This is a genomic window from Bradyrhizobium sp. 25ACV (assembly GCF_054863005.1).
In genome coordinates this window covers 36841-55998 of the sequence record NZ_JAVAYO010000012.1, presented here as the reverse complement: position 1 = coordinate 55998, position 19158 = coordinate 36841, and the positions used below count along the sequence as shown (strand labels likewise).

Genomic DNA, 19158 nt, shown 5'->3' with positions numbered 1-19158 from the left:
TGCGGCCCCGCGAAAGTGTCGTGGGGTCGCGGTCGTCAAATACCGAGGCAGGGACGTGCGAGCTAGGGCAAACTGTCCGAATTTATCAGGCGCGACCGCTCGGCAAGGAAGCGGCGAGGGCTCTGTCCCATCGTCTTCTTGAACATCGTGATGAACGCGCTGGGCGTTTCGTAGCCCAGTTCCAGCGACACGGCCTGGACCGAACTGCCCGCCGTGAGGCGTTGCATGGCGATCAGAATGTGGAGACGCTGGCGCCAGCGCCCGAAGGTCATCCCTGTTTCCTTGGCGATGAAGCGTGCGAACGTGCTCTCGCTCATTGCGTAGCGCGAGGCGACTTCGTCCATCGTGCTGCGGTCGCCCGGATTATTCAACAAGGAAGTGGCGAGGTGTTGAAGACGGGCGTCGGGGGAGATCGGCAGATACATTTCATCCGTCGTCGGCATCTGCACGAGTTCGTCGAGCAATACCCGGCCCAGACGGCTGGTCGGTCCTTCCAGCGGATAGAGCGGTGGGAACACCGAGAGGCGGTGGATCAATTCGCGCACCAGCGACGTGATCATCAGCGTGCAGCAGGTCCGCGGCAGCATGCTGACCTGTGGATCGATGAACACGGTGTAGAGTTTGCCGAAATCGGCCACGCAATTGCTGTGCTGCACGCCGGCCGGGATCCATACCGCGCCTTGCGGAGGTACGATCCACAAGCCGCCAGGCGCCCGGCACATCACCGAGCCATGAGATGCGACGACCAATTGGCCTTTGCGGTGTGAGTGCAGCGGTAGGTCGTCGTTGTCTTTGCTGGTTTCGAGACAGAATGAAGTGACGGGACGATCGAACTGATCCGGATCGACCGGATCATAGTTGATCCGAAGATCGGGCAGATCCATTCGCGCAAAATCCGGATCGAACTCGGTCTCGGGCGGCATTTCAATCCTGCCAATTCGTCAAGTCAGTCAAGCCTTGATGCAGATCCTGCTGTTAACCGAGGTTAGCTGTTTTGAAAGGTCAGGTCACTAGTCGCGGCGAGCCGTTGAGTTCGCTGATCTGCGACAAGATGCCCGCTCCTGAGGCGTGAGCGCTTAGTGATGCGTCATGTTGCGCCGTGACCAAGCGGAAGCACCTGTCAGGCGGCCCACGGTTCGATCACTTGCTGATTAAACCAACAGCAGAGAATGCTGCGACGCGAGCCTCGGCACCCTCCGGAGTCGGGCAATCCGTCGGAACGCGGCCGTATTCAGCAGCACGTGCCATAGCACCCGATGCTACCAAGTGCGGGCTTTCTGGAGCCCGACGCATGACTGCACACATCGATCCGCCACGCAAGGCGGTCAACGCCGATCAGGACACGGTCGAAACCGCCGATTGGCTCGCATCGCTTGGATCGCTCCACCGCAGCGCTGGTGCCGAGCGCGTGCGATACATCCTGGCTGCGCTTGATCGGCGTGCGAAGGAGCTTGGAGTTCTGCCGGACTCTCCGCCGTTTTCGCCGTATCGCAATTCGATTCCGCTCGAGCAGCAGAAGCCCTACCCCGGCAACATCGCGATCGAGACGCGCCTGACGGCGATCATTCGCTGGAACGCGCTCGCGATGGTGGTCCGTGCCAACAGGGCCTATGGGGAACTCGGCGGGCACGTCGCCAGCTACGCCTCAGCCGCGGAGATTTTCGAAGTCGGGTTCAATCATTTCTTTCGCGCGTCAAGCTCCGAGTCGGAGGGGGACTTGGTGTATTTCCAGCCGCATTCGTCCCCCGGAGTCTATGCACGAGCGTATCTCGAAGGCCGACTGTCGGACGAAAATCTCAAGCTGTATCGCCAGGAACTGAGCGGTCCGGGTCTGTCGTCCTATCCGCATCCCTGGCTGATGCCGGAGTTCTGGCAGGTGCCGTCGGCGTCGATGGGCCTCGGCCCGATCAGCGCGATCTACCAGGCGCGGTTCATGAAGTATCTGCAGCATCGCGGCCTGGTGCAGACGGCTGGTCGCCACGTCTGGGGCGTGTTCGGCGACGGCGAGATGGACGAGCCGGAATCGATCGCCGGGCTCGCCCTTGCGGCGCGGGAAAATCTCGACAACCTCACCTTCGTCGTCAATTGCAACCTGCAGCGCCTGGATGGGCCGGTCCGCGGCAACGGCCAGGTGATTCAGGAACTCGAATCTCTCTTCCAGGGCGCCGGCTGGAACGTCATCAAGGTGTTGTGGGGATCGGACTGGGACGATATCTTCGCACGCGACAGCAAGCATGCGCTGCTGCGCAAATTCGCCGACACCGTCGATGGCAAATATCAGACGCTCGGCGCCAAGGATGGCGCGTACAACCTCGCCAACTTCTTCAGCGAGGACCCCGAGGTCCGGGCGCTGGTTGCGCACATGTCGGACGCGGATATCGACGGCCTGAAGCGCGGTGGCCACGACTTCAAGAAGCTGTTCGCTGCCTTTGCTGCCGCTAAGGACATGAAGGGTCGGCCGACCGTCATTCTGGCGAAGACCAAGAAGGGCTACGGCATGGGCGGCGCCGGCGAGTCGCGCATGACGTCGCACCAGGCCAAGAAGCTCGACGTCGATGCGCTGTATGCGTTCCGCGACCGGTTCGCTCTGCCGCTCAGCAACGAGCAGGTCGAGAATCTGGAGTTCTTCACGCCTGCGGAAGACAGCGCGGAAATTCAGTACCTGCGCGCCCGTCGCGCGGCACTCGGTGGCTACATGCCGGCGCGGCGGCGCGCTTCGGCGGCGCTGCCGGTGCCGCCGCTGCAATCCTACGCGGAGTTCGCGCTGCGCGGCGATGGCAAGGAGACGTCGACCACGATGGCGATCGTGCGGCTGTTCACCAATTTGCTCAAGGACAAAACGCTCGGCCCGCGCATCGTTCCGATCGTCGCCGACGAAGCCCGCACCTTCGGAATGGCGAACCTGTTCAGACAGGTCGGCATCTACTCGCCGGCGGGACAGCTCTACGAGCCGGAAGATGCCGGTTCGATGCTGTACTACAAGGAAGCGATCGACGGTCAATTGCTGGAGGAGGGGATCACCGAGGCGGGGGCGATTTCGTCATGGACCGCGGCGGCGACCTCCTATAGCATCCATAACTTCCCGTTGCTGCCGTTCTATATCTACTATTCGATGTTCGGCTTTCAGCGGGTCGGCGATCTGATCTGGGCGGCGGCGGACCAGCGCGCGCGTGGCTTTTTGATCGGGGCGACGGCCGGCCGGACGACGCTCGGCGGCGAAGGCTTGCAGCATCAGGACGGGTCCAGCCATCTGATGGCGGCGACCGTTCCGAACTGCCGGGCCTACGATCCGGCATTCTCCTACGAGGTGGCCGTCATCGTCGATCACGGCATGCGGTCGATGCTCGAGCAGGGCAACGACGAGTTCTATTACCTCACGGCGATGAACGAGAACTATGCGCAGCCCTCGATGCCCGACGATGCGCGCGACGGCATCATCAAGGGTCTCTATCGGGTTCTGCCGAGCGCTGACGGGCCGGCGAAGATCAGGCTGGTCGGCTCGGGCGCCATTCTTCCGGAGGCGCTCGCTGCCGCGGCGATGCTGCAAAGCGAATGGAAAGTGCCCAGCGAAGTCTGGTCGGCAACGAGCTTTTCCGAGCTGGCGCGAGAGGCGCGTGAGGTGGAGCGAACTAATCGGCTCTCGCCGCTGTCGACCCCGGTCGAGAGCCACGTCGCACAATGCCTCGGCGGCAAGGTGCCGATCGTCGCGGCTTCGGATTATGTCCGGGCGTATCCGCAACTGATCGGTTCTTACATCGAGGCCCCCTATACGGTGCTGGGCACCGACGGCTTCGGGCGCAGCGATACGCGCGCCGCGCTGAGATCTTTCTTCGAGGTCGATCGCAAGCAGATCGTCGTTGCGGCGCTGTCGGCGCTGGCAAAATCGGGTGACGTGGCGCGTGAGCAGGTCGCCGAAGCCATCGCCAGCTACGAATTGCCGACCGGCGTTGCATCGCCTTGGTCTCGCTGACAGAGGGCGGAGCGCGCATGTCTCATTCAATTGAAGTCGTTCTGCCGGATATCGGAGACTACAAGGATGTTCCGGTAGTCGAAATCAATGTGTTGGTCGGCGACGAGGTCACAATCGACATGCCGTTGCTGTCGATCGAGTCCGACAAGGCGACGATGGAGGTGCCATCCCCGGCCGCAGGCACGGTGGCCAAACTGATGATCGACGTCGGGGCGCGGGTTTCACAAGGTTCGGTTCTGATGATCCTCGAAGGTCGCGGTGAATACACCGCGCCTTCGCCGGCGGCTGCGTCGGCGCCACAGGTGGAGCAACGGTTCTCGCAGCAGGAGGCGCTGTCACAGCTGGCGCCCGCCGCTCCAGTCGATGGTTCGCGAGCACGTGCACAACAGCCGCGGCCCAGCGGGGCTGCGCATGCGTCGCCGTCGGTGCGCGCTTTGGCCCGTGAGCTCGGCGTGGCGCTGGACTCTGTCGTGCCCACCGGCCCCAAAGGCCGGATTCTGCGCGAGGATGTGGCGGCCTTCGTCAACGGACTGGCGCGGTCGGGACCGGCGATGGCGCTTGCGCCCGACGCGCCGGTCGATCGGCCCAAAGTGGATTTCGAGAGGTACGGCGCGGTCGAGCGCCTGCCGCTGACGCGGATCCAGAAGCTGACCGGCGCGAACCTCTCGCGCAACTGGACCGTCATTCCCCACGTGACGAATTTCGACAAAGCGGATGTGACCGACGCTGAAGCCTTCCGCCAGCTCGCCAATGCCGAGGCCGCGAAGGACACGGCGAAACTCACCATGGTGTCGCTGCTGATCAAGGCCGCGGCCTTGGCGCTGCAGAAGTACCCGCGCTTCAATTCATCGCTCGATGGCGACGAACTGATCCTCAAGCACTACGTCCACATCGGCTTCGCCGTCGACACGCCGAAAGGTCTGGTCGTGCCGGTGATCCGGGACTGCGATAAGAAGGGCCTTCGGCAGATCGCCGCCGAGATGCGCTCGCTTGCCGACAAGGCGCTCGCGGGGCAGCTCGCGTCGGGCGACATGCAGGGCGGCTGTTTCTCGGTGTCGTCTCTGGGAGGCGTCGGCGGTCAGGGATTTACGCCCATCATCAATGCGCCCGAGGTGGCAATCCTCGGAGCCGGTCGTGCCGCCACCGAGGCAGTCTGGAATGGGCGCGAATTCGAACCGCGGCTCGTCCTTTCCCTGAGTCTGTCGTGGGATCACCGGGTCGTCGACGGCGTAGCCGGGGCCCGGTTCCTGGGCTTCGTCGCGTCGGTGCTCTCCGATCTGCGGCGTTTCGCGTTGTGAGGACGCAGATGCGGACAGAGGAGATCCGGGTCCCCGACATCGGGGACTTCCGAGACGTCGAAGTCGTCGAGATCCACGTCAGGGCGGGCGACGTCGTCGCGCGAGAGCAGGCGTTGATCACCGTGGAATCCGACAAGGCGACGCTGGAGATTCCGTCGCCGATTGCAGGGGTGATCACGAGCATTTCGTTGCGCGTTGGAGACAAGGTGTCTCAAGGTTTCATGATCGGCACGACGTCGGCGTCCGACGGGGGCGGCGCGCAAGCCGAGACGATCTCGCCGGAACAGTCCTATGCTGGCCCGCACGCAATCGACCCCACGCGCTACGACCTCGTGGTGATCGGAGGGGGGCCCGGCGGCTATTCAGCAGCTTATCGCGCCGCAGACCTTGGACTGCGGACCGCGATCGTCGAACGCTACGGCACCTTGGGCGGAGTTTGCCTGAACGTCGGATGTATCCCGTCGAAGGCGCTGCTTCATGTTGCGGCCGTCAAAGAGGAAGCCGAGCGGATCGCTGACCTGGGCATTCGCTTCGGCGCGCCGCAGATCGATCTGCAGGCGCTGCGCGCCTTCAAGGACGGCGTGGTCACGAAGCTGACGGATGGGCTGAGCCAGATGGCGGCGGCGCGCCGCGTCACGGTGATCCGCGGCACCGCGAAATTCATCTCCGCGACGCGGCTCGAGGTTGCCGGCGAAGGGGCAGGCTCGCAGCAGATCGACTTCGGACAATGTATCATCGCGACGGGCTCGCGCGCGGTGCAGTTGGCGGTGCTTCCCAAGGACGAGCGGATCCTGACCTCGACCGGCGCGCTCTCGCTGCGAAGCATTCCGGGCTCCATGCTCGTGATCGGAGCCGGGATCATCGGGCTGGAGATGGCGACCGTCTACAGCGCGCTCGGCGCTAAGATCGATCTTGTCGAAAGGCTTCCCGATATCCTGGCGGGCGTGGATGCCGATGCGGTGAAGATCTGGCGTTCGCGCAATGCGCATCGCTTCGAGCATATCGACCTTGAAAGCAGCGTATCAACTGCCGCGGTGACGCCCGACGGCGTGACGGTTGCTATCACGGGCGCGTCAGTTCAGACACGATCCTACGATCTCGTGCTGCAATCTGCGGGCCGCGTTCCCAACAGCGGCGAGCTCGGCCTCGAACGGATCGGCGTTGCAATCGATCCGAACGGCTTCATTCAGGTCGACGAGCAGATGAGAACGACGGTGCGCAACGTCTTCGCCATCGGCGACGTCGTCGGCGGTTCGATGCTGGCCCACAAGGCCGTTCACGAGGGGCACGTCGCCGCGGAAGTAGCCGCCGGGAAGCCGGCGGCCTTTACAGCGAAGATCGTCCCCAATGTCGCCTACACCGATCCTGAGATCGCATGGGTCGGCAAGTCCGAGCGTGATGTCGCCGATTCCGGAGGGAAGATCCGTTCGGCAAAATTCCCATGGGCCGCGTCCGGCCGGGCCATCGCGTCGGGCGCGTCCTATGGCATGACGAAGCTGTTGTTCGACGTCGAGACCGATCGCATGGTCGGGGGCGTGATCGTCGGGCCGCATGCCGGCGATATGATCGGGGAAATCTGTCTCGCGATCGAAATGGGGGCTGTCGCGATCGATATCGGCAAAACCATTCACCCGCATCCGACCCTCGGCGAGACGATCGGCATGGCTGCCGAAGTCTACGAGGGCATTTGCACCGACCTGCCTCCAATCGCCAGAAACCGTTTGATCAGTTGACCCAATCAATGTCTGTTATCGAAGCCCTCGAACAACGTCGCGCCGGCGCCAAACTCGGCGGCGGCGAGAAGCGCATCGACGCGCAGCATGCGCGCGGCCGCCTCACCGCGCGGGAGCGGATCGACCTGCTGATCGACAAGCATTCGTTCGAGGAGATGGACATGTTCGTCCAGCACCGCTCGACCGAATTCGGGATGGAGAACACCAAGATTCCGGGAGACGGCGTGGTCACCGGCTGGGGCACCGTCAACGGCCGCAAGGTGCTCGTGTTCGCCAAGGATTTCACCGTGTTCGGCGGCTCGCTCTCGGAAACCCATGCGCTGAAGATCACGAAACTCCAGGACATGGCGATGAAGGCGCGGGCGCCCATCATCGGCCTCTATGACGCGGGCGGCGCCCGCATCCAGGAGGGCGTCGCCGCGCTCGCCGGTTACTCCTACGTGTTCCGCCGCAACGTGCTCGCCTCGGGCGTGATCCCGCAGATCTCCGTCATCATGGGCCCCTGCGCCGGCGGCGACGTCTATTCGCCTGCGATGACCGATTTCATCTTCATGGTGAAGAACACCAGCTACATGTTCGTCACCGGTCCCGACGTGGTGAAGACCGTCACCAACGAGGTCGTCACCGCCGAGGAACTCGGCGGTGCCTCGGTGCACGCCACGCGCTCCTCGATCGCCGATGGCGCCTTCGAGAACGACGTCGAGACGCTGCTGCAGATGCGGCGCTTGATCGACTTCCTGCCGTCGAACAATTCCGACGGCGTGCCGGAATGGCCGAGCTTCGATTCCATCGAGCGGGTCGACATGTCGCTGGACACGCTGGTCCCAGACAATCCGAACAAGCCCTACGATATGAAAGAATTGATCCTTAAGGTCGTGGACGAGGGCGACTTCTTCGAGATCGCGGAGAGCTTCGCCAAGAACATGGTGACCGGCTTCGGCCGTATCGCGGGCCGCACGGTCGGCTTCGTCGCCAACCAGCCGATGGTGCTGGCCGGCGTGCTCGACTCTGACGCCTCGCGCAAGGCCGCGCGCTTTGTTCGCTTCTGCGATGCCTTCAACATCCCGATCGTCACCTTTGTGGACGTGCCGGGCTTCCTGCCGGGCACGAGCCAAGAATATGGCGGCCTGATCAAGCACGGCGCCAAGCTGCTGTTCGCCTATTCGCAGTGCACCGTGCCGCTGGTGACTATCATCACCCGCAAGGCCTATGGCGGCGCGTTCGACGTCATGGCCTCCAAGGAGATCGGCGCCGACATAAACTACGCCTGGCCGACCGCCCAGATCGCGGTGATGGGCGCGAAGGGTGCGGTTGAGATCATCTTCCGCTCGGACATCGGCGACCCCGACAAGATCGCCGCCCGCACCAAGGAGTACGAAGACCGCTTCCTGTCGCCGTTCATCGCCGCCGAGCGCGGCTATATCGACGACGTCATCATGCCGCACTCGACAAGGAAGCGGATCGCGCGGGCGCTGGCCATGCTGAGTGACAAGAAGATGGAAATCCCGGCCAAGAAGCACGACAACATGCCGTTGTAGGAAGAGCTGTGTTCAAGAAGATTCTGATCGCCAACCGCGGCGAAATCGCCTGCCGGGTCATCAAGACCGCCCGCAAGATGGGAATTCAGACGGTTGCGGTCTATTCCGAGGCCGACCGCGATGCCCTGCATGTCGAGATGGCCGACGAGGCCGTGCTGATCGGCCCGCCCGCGGCGGCCGAGAGTTATCTGGTGATCGAGAAGATCGTCGAGGCCTGCCGCAAGACGGGCGCACAGGCCGTGCATCCCGGCTACGGCTTCCTGTCCGAGCGCGAGGCGTTTCCGCGCGCGCTGGAGGCGGCCGGCATCGTCTTCATCGGCCCCAATCCGGGCGCGATCGCGGCGATGGGCGACAAGATCGAATCCAAGAAGGCGGCCGCGAAGGCCAAGGTCTCGACCGTGCCGGGCTATCTCGGCGTCATCGAGGATGACAAGCACGCGGTCCGCATCGCCGACGAGATCGGCTATCCCGTCATGATCAAGGCCTCCGCCGGCGGCGGCGGCAAGGGCATGCGCATCGCGCATTCCAAGGCCGCGGTCGCCGAAGGCTTCAATCTTGCCAAGGCCGAGGCGAAGGCCTCGTTCGGTGACGACCGCGTCTTCGTCGAGAAGTTCATCGTCGATCCCCGCCATATCGAGATCCAGGTGCTCGGCGACAAGCACGGCAACGTGATCTATCTCGGCGAGCGCGAATGCTCGATTCAGCGCCGCAACCAGAAGGTCATCGAGGAGGCGCCGTCGCCGCTGCTGGATGAGGAAACCCGCCGCAAGATGGGCGAGCAGGCGGTCGCGCTGGCGAAAGCCGTGAACTACGATTCCGCCGGCACTGTCGAATTCGTCGCAGGCCAGGACAAGAGCTTCTACTTCCTGGAGATGAATACGCGCCTCCAGGTCGAGCATCCCGTCACCGAGCTCGTCACCGGCATCGATCTCGTCGAGCAGATGATCCGAGTGGCCGCCGGCGAGAAGCTCGCGCTGGCGCAGAAGGACGTCACGCTGACCGGCTGGGCCGTGGAGTCGCGCCTCTATGCCGAAGATCCGTTCCGCAATTTCCTTCCCTCGATCGGGCGCCTGGTGAAATACCGTCCCCCGGCGGAAGCCAGCCAGGACGGCATCACGGTGCGCAACGACACCGGCGTGCAGGAAGGCGGCGAGATCTCGATCCATTACGATCCCATGATCGCCAAGCTCGTCACGCACGCGCCGTCCCGCGCTGCTGCGATCGAGGCGCAGGCGACTGCGCTCGACTCGTTCTACGTCGACGGTATCCGCCACAACATTCCGTTCCTGTCGGCGCTGATGCATCATCCGCGCTGGCGCGAGGGCCGGCTGTCGACCGGCTTCATCGCCGAGGAATTCCCCAAGGGGTTTGCGGTGCGCGTGCCCGAAGGCGAGGTCGCCCGGCGGATCGCCGCGGTCGGCGCCGCCATCGATCACGTGCTCGGCGAACGCAAGCGGCAGATCTCCGGCCAGATGGGCGGCCGCATCGTGCAGCGCGAGCGCCGCCGCGCGGTCTGGCTCGACCGCCAGGAGATCTTGCTCGAGGTCGCGCGCGAGGGCGACGCCATCGCGATCCGCTTCGTCGACTCCGAGGGCAAGGCCGGCAATGCCCATCTGCTGCAGTCGCCATGGAAGCCCGGTGAGCCGGTCTGGCAGGGCACCATCGACGGCCATTTCGTCGCTGTGCAAACGCGCCCCATCGCGAACGGGATCCGTCTCGCGCATCAGGGCGTCGAGGTGCCGGTCTATGTCTGGACCGAGGCCGAAGCGGCCTCGGCGCGCTTGATGCCGGTGACGACGGCCTCCGACAGCGGCAAGAAGCTGCTTTGCCCGATGCCCGGCCTCGTGGTCTCGATCGCGGTCAGCGAAGGCCAGGAGGTCAAGGCCGGCGAGACGCTGGCGGTGGTCGAAGCCATGAAGATGCAGAACGTGCTCCGTGCCGAGCAGGACGGTACGGTGAAGAAGATCCACGCCAGCGCCGGTGCGACGCTGGCGGTGGACGCGCTGATCTTGGAATTTGCGTAAGCAGGCCATGTAGCCCGAGATGCGTGGTTGACAATTAGGTCGGTAACCGGTGCGAGATCAGGAATGTCGATGTCATTTCCAGATGAATGGAAGAGGATTGCCGAGAAGGAACTAAAAGGCGATCCCATCGCGCTCGTGCGGAAGGTTCCGGAGGGCATTGAAGTCAAGCCGATCTATACGGCTTCTGATTTAGATGGGATCGAGCATCTGGACACGTTACCTGGCATGTCGCCGTTCGTTCGCGGTCCTAAGGCGACGATGTATACTGGCAGACCGTGGACAATCCGCCAGTATGCGGGATTCTCGACTGCAGAGGCGTCAAACGCATTCTATCGTTCCGCCCTTTCCTCAGGACAGGAGGGCTTGTCGGTTGCATTCGACTTGGCGACCCACCGCGGCTATGATTCTGATCATCCTCGCGTCCTAGGTGATGTCGGGAAGGCGGGCGTTGCCATCGACTCAGTCGAAGACATGAAGATCCTCTTTGACGGCATTCCCCTCGGGGAAACGTCGGTGTCGATGACCATGAACGGAGCGATAATCCCCATTCTCGCAACCTTCATTGTCGCCGGTGAAGAGCAGGGAATTCCGCGCGAAGCTCTCTCGGGAACTGTCCAAAATGACATTCTGAAGGAGTTCATGGTCCGCAATACATACATTTATCCGCCGGAACCATCGATGCGCATTGTTGCTGACATTATAGCGTTTACCGCGCAGAACATGCCGCGCTTCAACTCCATCTCGATTTCAGGCTACCATATGCAAGAGGCGGGGGCGACGCTCGTCCAGGAGCTGGCCTTTACGCTTGCTGATGGACGTGAATACGTCCGGTCTGCTCTTGCCAAGGGCCTTAACATCGATGACTTTGCAGGGCGGCTTTCATTCTTCTTCGCTATCGGAATGAATTTCTTCATGGAAGCGGCGAAGTTGCGCGCTGCTCGGCTTATCTGGTCGCGTGTTATGGCGGAATTCAATCCTAAAAAGCAGTCGTCCTTAGTGCTTCGTACGCACTGTCAGACGTCGGGAGTGTCGCTCCAGGAGCATGATCCGTATAACAATATCGTGCGGACCGCTTATGAGGCCTTAGCCGCCGTTCTGGGCGGCACGCAATCGCTGCACACAAATTCGTTCGACGAAGCCATCGCATTGCCTACTGAGTTTTCGGCTCGGATAGCCCGGAACACCCAGCTGATCCTTCAGCATGAGACGGGCGTCGCCGACGTCGTCGATCCCCTCGCGGGATCCTACTATGTCGAGCGCCTGACGGACGATCTCGTCAAGGCTGCCTGGCAACTCATGGAGGAGGTCGAAGAGCGGGGAGGGATGGCGAACGCGATCGCGACAGGGTGGCCTAAGCGATTGATCGAAGAATCGGCGACGCGCAAGCAGGCCGCGATCGATCGCGGCGATCAGGTTATTGTCGGAGTTAATCGGTTTCGGCTTGAACAAGAGGAGCCAATCGACATTCTGGAGATCGACAATTCGACTGTGCGCGCTTCGCAAATTCGCCGCCTGACCGATATCAAACGGTCGAGAGATTCTAAGGGCGTCTCCAGTGCGTTGGCTCGACTAACCCGGGTCGCGCAATTAGGTGAGGGAAATCTGCTGGAAGCCGCGATTGAGGCCGCTAGGTCTCGAGCAACCGTCGGCGAAATGTCTGATGCAATGCGGCAGGCTTTTGGAGATCACCAGGCGATACCCGATGTTGTTTCGAGTGTCTATGGCACTGCTTATGGAAACGATCCCGAGTTCACCAATCTTGTCTCGCGGCTCGACGAAGTGTCACAAGTGATTGGCGTGAGGCCAAAGATTATGGTCGCCAAGCTAGGACAAGATGGTCATGATCGAGGTGCGAAGGTTATTGCGTCGGCATTCGGCGATATGGGGTTCGATGTTGTTGCCGGTCCTTTGTTTCAGACGCCAGCCGAAGCTGCCGCGATGGCCGTTCAGGCAAAGGTACATGTTCTGGGGGTCTCGTCGCTCGCGGCCGGTCACAGGACGCTCGTTCCTCAGGTTGTCAGGGAGTTGAAGCTGGCTGGCGCTGGCGGCATCATTGTTGTTTGCGGGGGCGTCGTGCCACGGCAGGACTACGAGGAATTGCTTCGGAGCGGAGTGGCAGCCGTGTTTGGACCTGGTACCAACGTACTTGAGGCCGCTATGGCAGTTCTCGATCTTATCGAGGGACGGCGAAGAAATCGCTGATCGAGGCCCGACCGCTTTGAAGTTGCACGGGCTTCGATCAGGATCCGTTCTATTCATCCAAGCACTAGCGCGCGCCGCGAGCGTACGGACCGCGGCTGGCCCGCGGGGGTGATGGCCACTTCGGTTAGCGGCACGTCGAAGACGTCATGGAGAAGAAAAGCGGCCCGCTCCAGAGGAGACAGACGCTCGAGGGCCAGCATCAACGTGACCGTGACGTCGTCGGCGACCGTCTCGTCTGGCTCCATGGAACCCACGAGAGGATCTGGCAGCCAGGGTCCCAGGTAGGCTTCCCGGCGCGCGCGCGCGGCGCGCGTCGTCAGGGCACAGGCGTGTGACGATGCGGGTTAGATGGGCGGGAGGCGAATCGACGTAATCCTCCACCCCGACCCACCGCAGCCATGCGTCCTGAACGACCTCCTGCGCCTCGGCGAGCGAGCCCATCATCCGATGGGCCAGGCGTGTCAGGCGCCTGCGCTTCGCTTCGAACTCGGTGTCGCCGACTCGATGGAAACCCGTTGGCCATAGAGTTGGCTGCCGCCGAACGGCTGCCGAAATCGCTGCCGCCTGTCATCCGTCGGGGAGGAAGCAATAGCCTCGGCCTGGTACATTGGAAACATAGCCATCGCACTGCGACGCTGCCATCAGCGGCGACGACGTCGTACGAGATCCGCCCCGCTGGCAAATAGAACAGCGCGCCCGCTCGCAAGGGCCTTCGAGCCGCTGCTCGGCTCATTAGCCGCCCGAATAACGGGCAATCGGAAAGGGCGCTTTCTCGTCCGGTGTGGGATACCGGATTGATCCAGCGAAACGAGAAGCGCATCTGCAGGCGATCGCCGGCTTGGAGCAGCAACGACGGTGCGACGGCGCTTACGCGTGGGATCTCTTCGAGGACGCGGCTGTGAACGGCCGCAACCTGGAGGCTTTCAAGGTCGCCTCGTGGCTCGAGCACCTGAGGCAGCCCAGCGCGTGACAAACGCTGACCGTGCATCCAGGATGCGATCGGCGGCGTCAACGCATCAGCCGCTCCAACCATTACGCATTTCATCGCCACCGATCTTCGGATGCGCGATTAAGCGGGCTCATTCCCCTGCGGCGATCAGAAGCCGAAGGACCGGATTTGGCCAGAGTTGGCTTCGGGGAGCCTTATGGGGTCCGATCTGAAACCCGTCATTTTTTAAGTGGGCCATTTTTGGCGGGTTGAGTGTTACGGCTTCTCGCCTACGCGCCGTGTATCGCTAAGACGGACTCACAGCGGGCCGGAAAGCCCATCATGAGTCTGCGTTCCGCCGACAGCCACCACCTGTCGCAAGTCAGCTCATGGCGCAAGGCTGACGTGATGCAGTTACCCGCCGAAGTCCGCTCTCAAGGCCAAAGCAGGCAAGACGATCCCTTGCAGTTACATATTCAGCGAGCAGGTTCAAATTTGACGAAGGTCGCGCTCTAGCTGGCGACCAAGGTGGCTAGGAATTGCTCCATGGATGGCTGTGCAGCTTTCTGCATCTTGTGCAGATCTTCGGGCTTGAGATTTGTATATCGGCGCAACATTCGCCAGTCTTTATGGCCTGTCACCATCGCAACCTGCTGTATCGAAAAGCCCGCTTCGAAGAGTCTACTTGTTCCTTCATGGCGCAAATCGTGAAAGCATAGGTCATCTATATCGATAGCGTTGCATGACCTGCGGAAGGCAGCTCCTACCGACTTCGAGTGGTATGGAAAAACGCGTCCGAGGCCGCGCGTGAGAATCCGCTGCTCGAGCATAAGCTGCCAGGCATCGTACCCGGTCGAATTGAGGAGAGGAACCACTTGGTGGTTTCCGTCTTTGCGTCGAGGATCTTTGCGGTCGCGAATAGTGACGGTTCGCTTTGACATGTCGACATCAGTCCACTCGATGCGGCAGATCTCAGCTTGGCGCATTGCTGTCGCCACAGCAAAGCGAACAATTCTACCGAGTGGTAGATACTGTTGGGCGTTAGATTCGGTGTATCCGATCAGTCGATCGAGTTCGTCTTGGCTAGGGCGCCGATCTCTCTCGTTTGACTTTCCGACGAGATCCAGGTGCTTTAGCGCAGCTCTGGCCAGCTGTACGTTCTCGACTGAAACGTTAATGCCGTGGACTGCGGCAGCGTGAAGTAGGATCGTTCGGATGAATGAGAAATCGATCGCAAGGGTCGCCGGTCCAGCGCCTTGAGCAGCTCGCTTTCGCCCGAACTCAATCAATCTCTCCCTGGTCAGCTCTTTGAGGTTTGTTCGTCCAAGCGAGATCTTGAGGGCCTTGAGCACCATCGACTTGGATCGTCGTACGGGCTTGCCGACCTGGGCAAGATCGTCGAGATGCAGGGTGATCAAATCGGAAAAAATTCGAGGCTGCTCAAAAGGCCGGGAACGTCGAATTGGGGTGCCGCGATCGATAGAGCGCTCCACATCAAGCGCCCATTCTTCAGCATCGCGCCGTCGCACGAACGTGTTTGCGATGTACTCGTTTTTCCTCCTGACCTGAACGCGCCAGCTTCCCGATCTGAGTTTTGTAAACGTCGGCATTGCGTGTGCACTCCACCCCGATTTCGTGTGCGCTACGTGTGCACCGGGAGATCAAATGCGGTACAAACGTGTGCAATTTGGGCTAGTTTAAGTGCACACGTGTGCACCTGGTTCACGTTCTAGTCCATTGAAAGAATAGGACAACTTATTGAAATATCAAGACTATCGCTTTTCCGTGGCCCCCATGATGGATTGGAGCGACCGGCACTGCCGCGTGTTCCACCGCCACCTGACGCGGCGGGCGCTGCTCTATACGGAAATGGTGACGACGGGCGCTGTGATTCATGGCGACCGTGAGCGGCTGCTTGGGTTCGATGCGAGCGAGCATCCGGTGGCGCTTCAGCTTGGTGGCTCGGATCCGCGCGAACTGGCGCAGGCTGCGCGGATCGGCGAGACGTTCGGCTATGACGAGATCAATCTTAATGTCGGCTGCCCGTCGGACCGGGTGAAGGACGGCCGCTTTGGCGCCTGCCTGATGGCGGAGCCAGAGCTGGTGGCGCGGTGCGTCGATGCGATGAAGCGCGCTGTCGCGATTCCCGTTACGGTAAAGTGCCGCATCGGCATCGACGACCAGGATCCGGAAGTCGCCCTTGATGCGCTTGCGCGCGCGGTGGTCGCCTCCGGCTGCGATGCACTGATCGTGCATGCCCGCAAGGCCTGGCTCAACGGATTGTCTCCGAAGGAGAACCGCGACATCCCGCCGCTCGACTATGAGCGCGTCTATCGGCTCAAGCGCGCAATGCCTGACGTGCCTGTCATCATCAACGGCGGCATTCGAGGCCTCGACGAAGCGAGAGCGCATCTCGAACATGTCGATGGCGTGATGCTCGGCCGCGCCGCCTATCAGGACCCGTGGCGGCTGCTGGGCGTCGATCCCGAAATCTTCGGCGAGGCGACGTCGCACGCGACCATGCAGGACGCGCTCGAGGCGATGATGCCTTATATCGAGCAGCAGCTTGCGCGCGGCACGCGGCTGCATGCGATCACACGGCATTTCGTCGGCGCGTTCCATGCCGTGCCCGGCGCGCGGGCCTTCCGCCGCCATCTGGCCGAGCAGGGGGTGAAAGCAGGCGCCGGCCCCGAGGTGCTGCGCGATGCGATCGCGCGCGTCGGTGCGCGCGCTCCTGCGGAGGAAGCTGCGGCCTAGCCGCATTCCTGCGGGCCGATGTGATGTTGCCCTTCTGCCGGTGTTTTGCCCGACGTGTCACCAATGTCTTGCCCCGACGTATCCAATAACTCCGGAGAGGCGCTAATCGTTGTCCCGCGTAAGGCCTTGATTGCACAAGCATCGGCTACTGTGCATGGGGTTGTTTTCGCGTTTTCTGTTGGCCGCACCAACCGGCATGCACGCGCGGCGCATGGATTGAGTCACGACCCGTTTGAAGCGAGGCCGTCGGCACCTGCGCGACGGTTCTTGCGGATGACCTAGTCGAGCGCCGTGCGCGAGCGGCGATGGCTGCTCTGAAGCTCGGGATAGCCGGTCAGCATCAGCTTGTCGGCGCGCACGCCCCAGCTCTCCAGCCGGTCGAGGAAACTCATGCCGAGCAGATTGGTCTTCATCTGCCCGCGCTGGACGACGAGGGCCGGCACCGATTTTTCGACGAGATGGCCGACGGAGAGACGGTCGAGCGTGAGGCGGGCTGCCTTGGTATGGCCGCCCGCGGTTTCGAGGTCGACATCGTATTCGAGCATCTCGAGCGGCAGCCCGATCGCTTTCGCGGTTTCCCAGGTCAGCACCACCGACGTCGCGCCGGTATCGATCACCATCGGCGCGGCGATGCCGTTGATCTTCGCACGCAGCGCGAATTCGCCACCCTGGCCGCGCGGGATTTGCACGGCGGGAGCGGGCGTTGCCGTCTGTGCACGAAAAATGTGGGAGACCTTGTGGCTGGCGCGCACGATCTGATCGGGATCGCCATAGGCGACGACCGCGCCCGCCGTGCCGGCAAGCATGACGAGAACGAGCAGGAAGCGGATCATCGCGCGCCTCCGCAGGCGTACTGGCCGGTCAGGTGCGTTTCGGCGATGCCGCGATCGGCGCCAGTCCAGCTTCCGTCATGCGTGTGGGCAACAGCGCCATGACCGCGAGCCGGTCCGCGCTTTCCATGGCGTGCCAGCGCGCGATCTCGGGCAAGGTCCGGCCGCAGCCGAAGCACAGCTTGGTCCTGGGATCGATCATGCAGACGGCGACGCACGGCGTTTCTTTGCTCATTCGGACATAGTGGGGGATTGTCGGGCATGTCTGCAAGCATCTGGTTTAAGAGCCCGTGCCTGCGCTCATGATCGGCTTGTGGCGCGGCCGGCGCTTCTCCTCGGGCAGTACGGAACTCTCCGGCTGGAGCGGCGGGGAATCATCCGACAGCGGCGCCAGCGCGCTCATCACGCGCTCCGGCGGGAAGGTGACGATCACCTCGGTGCCGATGCGCAGCTTCGATTTCAGCGTGAACGTGCCGCCATGCAGGTCGATCAGATTCTTGGCGATCGGCAGGCCGAGACCGGCGCCCTGTTCGGCGGACTTGATCGAGTTGGAGCCCTGGCCGAACGAGGCGAGCACGACCGGGATCTCGTCCTCGGGAATGCCGGAGCCGGAATCCCGCACCGAGAGATATTGTCCGCCCGAGGCGGTCCAGCCGGCCTTGAGCCAGATCTCGCCGCCTTGCGGAGTGAACTTGATCGAGTTCGAGAGCAGGTTGAGCACGACCTGGCGGATCGCGCGCTCGTCGGCCCACAGCCGCGGCATGGCCTGCTCGAACACTTCGTGGATGGTGATGCCGCGGCTGGAGGCGCGCAGCTTCATCAGGTGATGGCAGTCGGCGACGATACCGACCAGCGACACCGCTTCCTCGTTGAGCTCGTAACGGCCGGCCTCGATCCGCGACAGGTCGAGGATCTCGTTGATGAGGTTGAGCAGGTGCACGCCGGAATTATGGATGTCGGCGGAATATTCCTTGTAGACCGGCACCGCATGCGCGCCAAAAATCTCGCTCTTCATCACCTCGGAGAAGCCGAGGATGGCGTTCAGCGGCGTGCGCAGCTCGTGGCTCATCTGCGCGAGGAAGCGCGACTTGGCGACGTTGGCGGATTCGGCGCGGTGGCGTGCCTCGTCCGAGATCGCCTTGGCCTGTTCGAGCTCGCCGATCAGCGCGTCCTTCTCCGCGCGCGCTTCCAGCGTGGCGAAGGTGGAGGAGTGCAGGCGGTGCGCCAGCAGGACGAAATAGCCTTCGGCGGCGAGCGCGAGCGCGGCCAGGATGTAATTGTCCAGCGAGCCGGTCATCACGAAGCTCAGCGCCATGGCGACGGCGACCGGCGCGGTGGCGGCGAGGGCTGCGATCGGCAGATTGGCGGCGAGCATGCTCGACACTGCGATCACCAGCAGCATCAGGAACATCATCAGCGTTTCCGTGACCATGTCGAGCACGGGATGGATCAGGATCGCCATCCAGCACAGGCCATAGAGCAGGTCGAGCACGACGAACCGCGTCCGCCATGCGCGCGTCGCCGCGGGCGAGGCGGGCTCGGTCAGGAAGCGCCGGCAACTGCGGGTCATGGCGCTGTCGATGCAGAGCATGCCGGCGGTCCAGGCCGCGGCCGGGATCGGCTGCATCCACAGGCCGAACAGCACGCCGGTCGCGACCACCAGCAGCATCACGACATAAGAAGCCGACAGCCGCGTCTGGGCATATTGGCGCAGCATCTCGGCGTCGAAGGCCGGCCGGGTTCCACTGGTCGACGTTAACTTGTCCCGCGCCTCGCGCACCCGCTGCGCCGCAGCCCTTCGGCTGCTCGCCGATGGAGCGCTCACCGGCTCGGCCGGAAGCTCCACAACCTCAGGCTTTTCAGCGGGGTTACTCATCA

Annotated in this window: 16 protein-coding genes; 9 read left to right on the top strand and 7 right to left on the bottom strand. The window is 62.6% G+C overall.

Annotation, left to right across the window (positions count from 1 at the left end):
* Positions 1–62 precede the first annotated feature (62 nt).
* Positions 63–923, bottom strand: coding sequence for an AraC family transcriptional regulator (locus tag RAD04_RS25705; protein ID WP_018316658.1), 861 nt, complete (start codon positions 921–923; stop codon positions 63–65).
* A gap of 368 nt (positions 924–1291) precedes the next feature.
* Here RAD04_RS25705 and mdeB point away from each other — a divergent pair, with 368 nt between their 5' ends.
* The 6 genes from mdeB (at position 1292) to scpA (ending at position 12765) form a co-directional block, all read left to right on the top strand.
* Positions 1292–3970, top strand: coding sequence for an alpha-ketoglutarate dehydrogenase (mdeB, locus tag RAD04_RS25700; protein ID WP_461625997.1), 2679 nt, complete (start codon positions 1292–1294; stop codon positions 3968–3970).
* Positions 3971–3987: 17 nt separating this feature from the next.
* Positions 3988–5268 carry a 2-oxo acid dehydrogenase subunit E2 gene (locus RAD04_RS25695; protein ID WP_461625996.1) on the top strand — a complete coding sequence of 427 codons (1281 nt, stop codon included), beginning with the start codon at positions 3988–3990 and terminating at the stop codon, positions 5266–5268.
* 8 nt (positions 5269–5276) lie between these two features.
* Entirely contained in the window at positions 5277–7001 is a 1725-nt protein-coding gene (gene lpdA, locus RAD04_RS25690) for a dihydrolipoyl dehydrogenase (RefSeq protein WP_461625995.1), read from the top strand.
* An 8-nt stretch (positions 7002–7009) separates the two neighbouring features.
* Complete coding sequence (locus RAD04_RS25685) at positions 7010–8539, top strand: acyl-CoA carboxylase subunit beta (protein WP_461625994.1); 1530 nt, start codon at positions 7010–7012, stop codon at positions 8537–8539.
* Between the two features lie 8 nt (positions 8540–8547).
* Positions 8548–10563 carry an acetyl-CoA carboxylase biotin carboxylase subunit gene (locus RAD04_RS25680; protein ID WP_461625993.1) on the top strand — a complete coding sequence of 672 codons (2016 nt, stop codon included), beginning with the start codon at positions 8548–8550 and terminating at the stop codon, positions 10561–10563.
* Positions 10564–10626: 63 nt separating this feature from the next.
* A complete protein-coding gene (gene scpA, locus RAD04_RS25675; RefSeq protein WP_461625992.1) occupies positions 10627–12765 on the top strand; it encodes a methylmalonyl-CoA mutase in 2139 nt (712 codons plus the stop codon).
* A gap of 53 nt (positions 12766–12818) precedes the next feature.
* Here scpA and RAD04_RS25670 read toward each other — a convergent pair whose 3' ends face one another.
* Positions 12819–12965: a sigma factor-like helix-turn-helix DNA-binding protein gene (locus tag RAD04_RS25670; protein WP_371260658.1), complete on the bottom strand. Its 147-nt coding sequence runs from the start codon at positions 12963–12965 to the stop codon at positions 12819–12821.
* The gene (locus RAD04_RS25665) at positions 12910–13206 is read right to left on the bottom strand and encodes a sigma factor (RefSeq protein ID WP_461626150.1); all 297 of its coding nucleotides are present in this window, start codon (positions 13204–13206) and stop codon (positions 12910–12912) included. The genes RAD04_RS25670 and RAD04_RS25665 overlap by 56 nt, the downstream gene beginning before the upstream one ends.
* Before the next feature lie 340 nt (positions 13207–13546).
* Between RAD04_RS25665 and RAD04_RS25660 the strand changes: the two genes are divergently transcribed.
* Together RAD04_RS25660 and RAD04_RS25655 are read left to right on the top strand one after the other, a co-directional pair.
* Positions 13547–13735, top strand: a complete 189-nt coding sequence (locus tag RAD04_RS25660; protein ID WP_461625991.1) for an MFS transporter — start codon at positions 13547–13549, stop codon at positions 13733–13735.
* Between the two features lie 300 nt (positions 13736–14035).
* Positions 14036–14209, top strand: coding sequence for a hypothetical protein (locus RAD04_RS25655; RefSeq protein ID WP_157644208.1), 174 nt, complete (start codon positions 14036–14038; stop codon positions 14207–14209).
* Here RAD04_RS25655 and RAD04_RS25650 read toward each other — a convergent pair.
* Entirely contained in the window at positions 14206–15303 is a 1098-nt protein-coding gene (locus RAD04_RS25650) for an integrase (RefSeq protein WP_177236914.1), read from the bottom strand. The two genes, RAD04_RS25655 and RAD04_RS25650, sit on opposite strands and share 4 nt — an antisense overlap.
* A gap of 148 nt (positions 15304–15451) precedes the next feature.
* Here RAD04_RS25650 and dusA point away from each other — a divergent pair, with 148 nt between their 5' ends.
* The gene (dusA, locus tag RAD04_RS25645) at positions 15452–16450 is read left to right on the top strand and encodes a tRNA dihydrouridine(20/20a) synthase DusA (RefSeq protein ID WP_461625990.1); all 999 of its coding nucleotides are present in this window, start codon (positions 15452–15454) and stop codon (positions 16448–16450) included.
* A 278-nt stretch (positions 16451–16728) separates the two neighbouring features.
* On the opposite strand, the gene RAD04_RS25640 is transcribed toward dusA, so the two are convergent.
* Genes RAD04_RS25640 through RAD04_RS25630 form a run of 3 tightly spaced genes read right to left on the bottom strand, consistent with a single transcriptional unit; the run spans position 16729 to position 19156 of the window.
* Positions 16729–17283: a TIGR02281 family clan AA aspartic protease gene (locus tag RAD04_RS25640; protein ID WP_461625989.1), complete on the bottom strand. Its 555-nt coding sequence runs from the start codon at positions 17281–17283 to the stop codon at positions 16729–16731.
* Positions 17284–17311: 28 nt separating this feature from the next.
* Positions 17312–17515: a DUF1289 domain-containing protein gene (locus RAD04_RS25635; RefSeq protein WP_461625988.1), complete on the bottom strand. Its 204-nt coding sequence runs from the start codon at positions 17513–17515 to the stop codon at positions 17312–17314.
* Between the two features lie 45 nt (positions 17516–17560).
* A complete protein-coding gene (locus RAD04_RS25630) occupies positions 17561–19156 on the bottom strand; it encodes a sensor histidine kinase (protein WP_461625987.1) in 1596 nt (531 codons plus the stop codon).
* Positions 19157–19158: the final 2 nt, after the last annotated feature.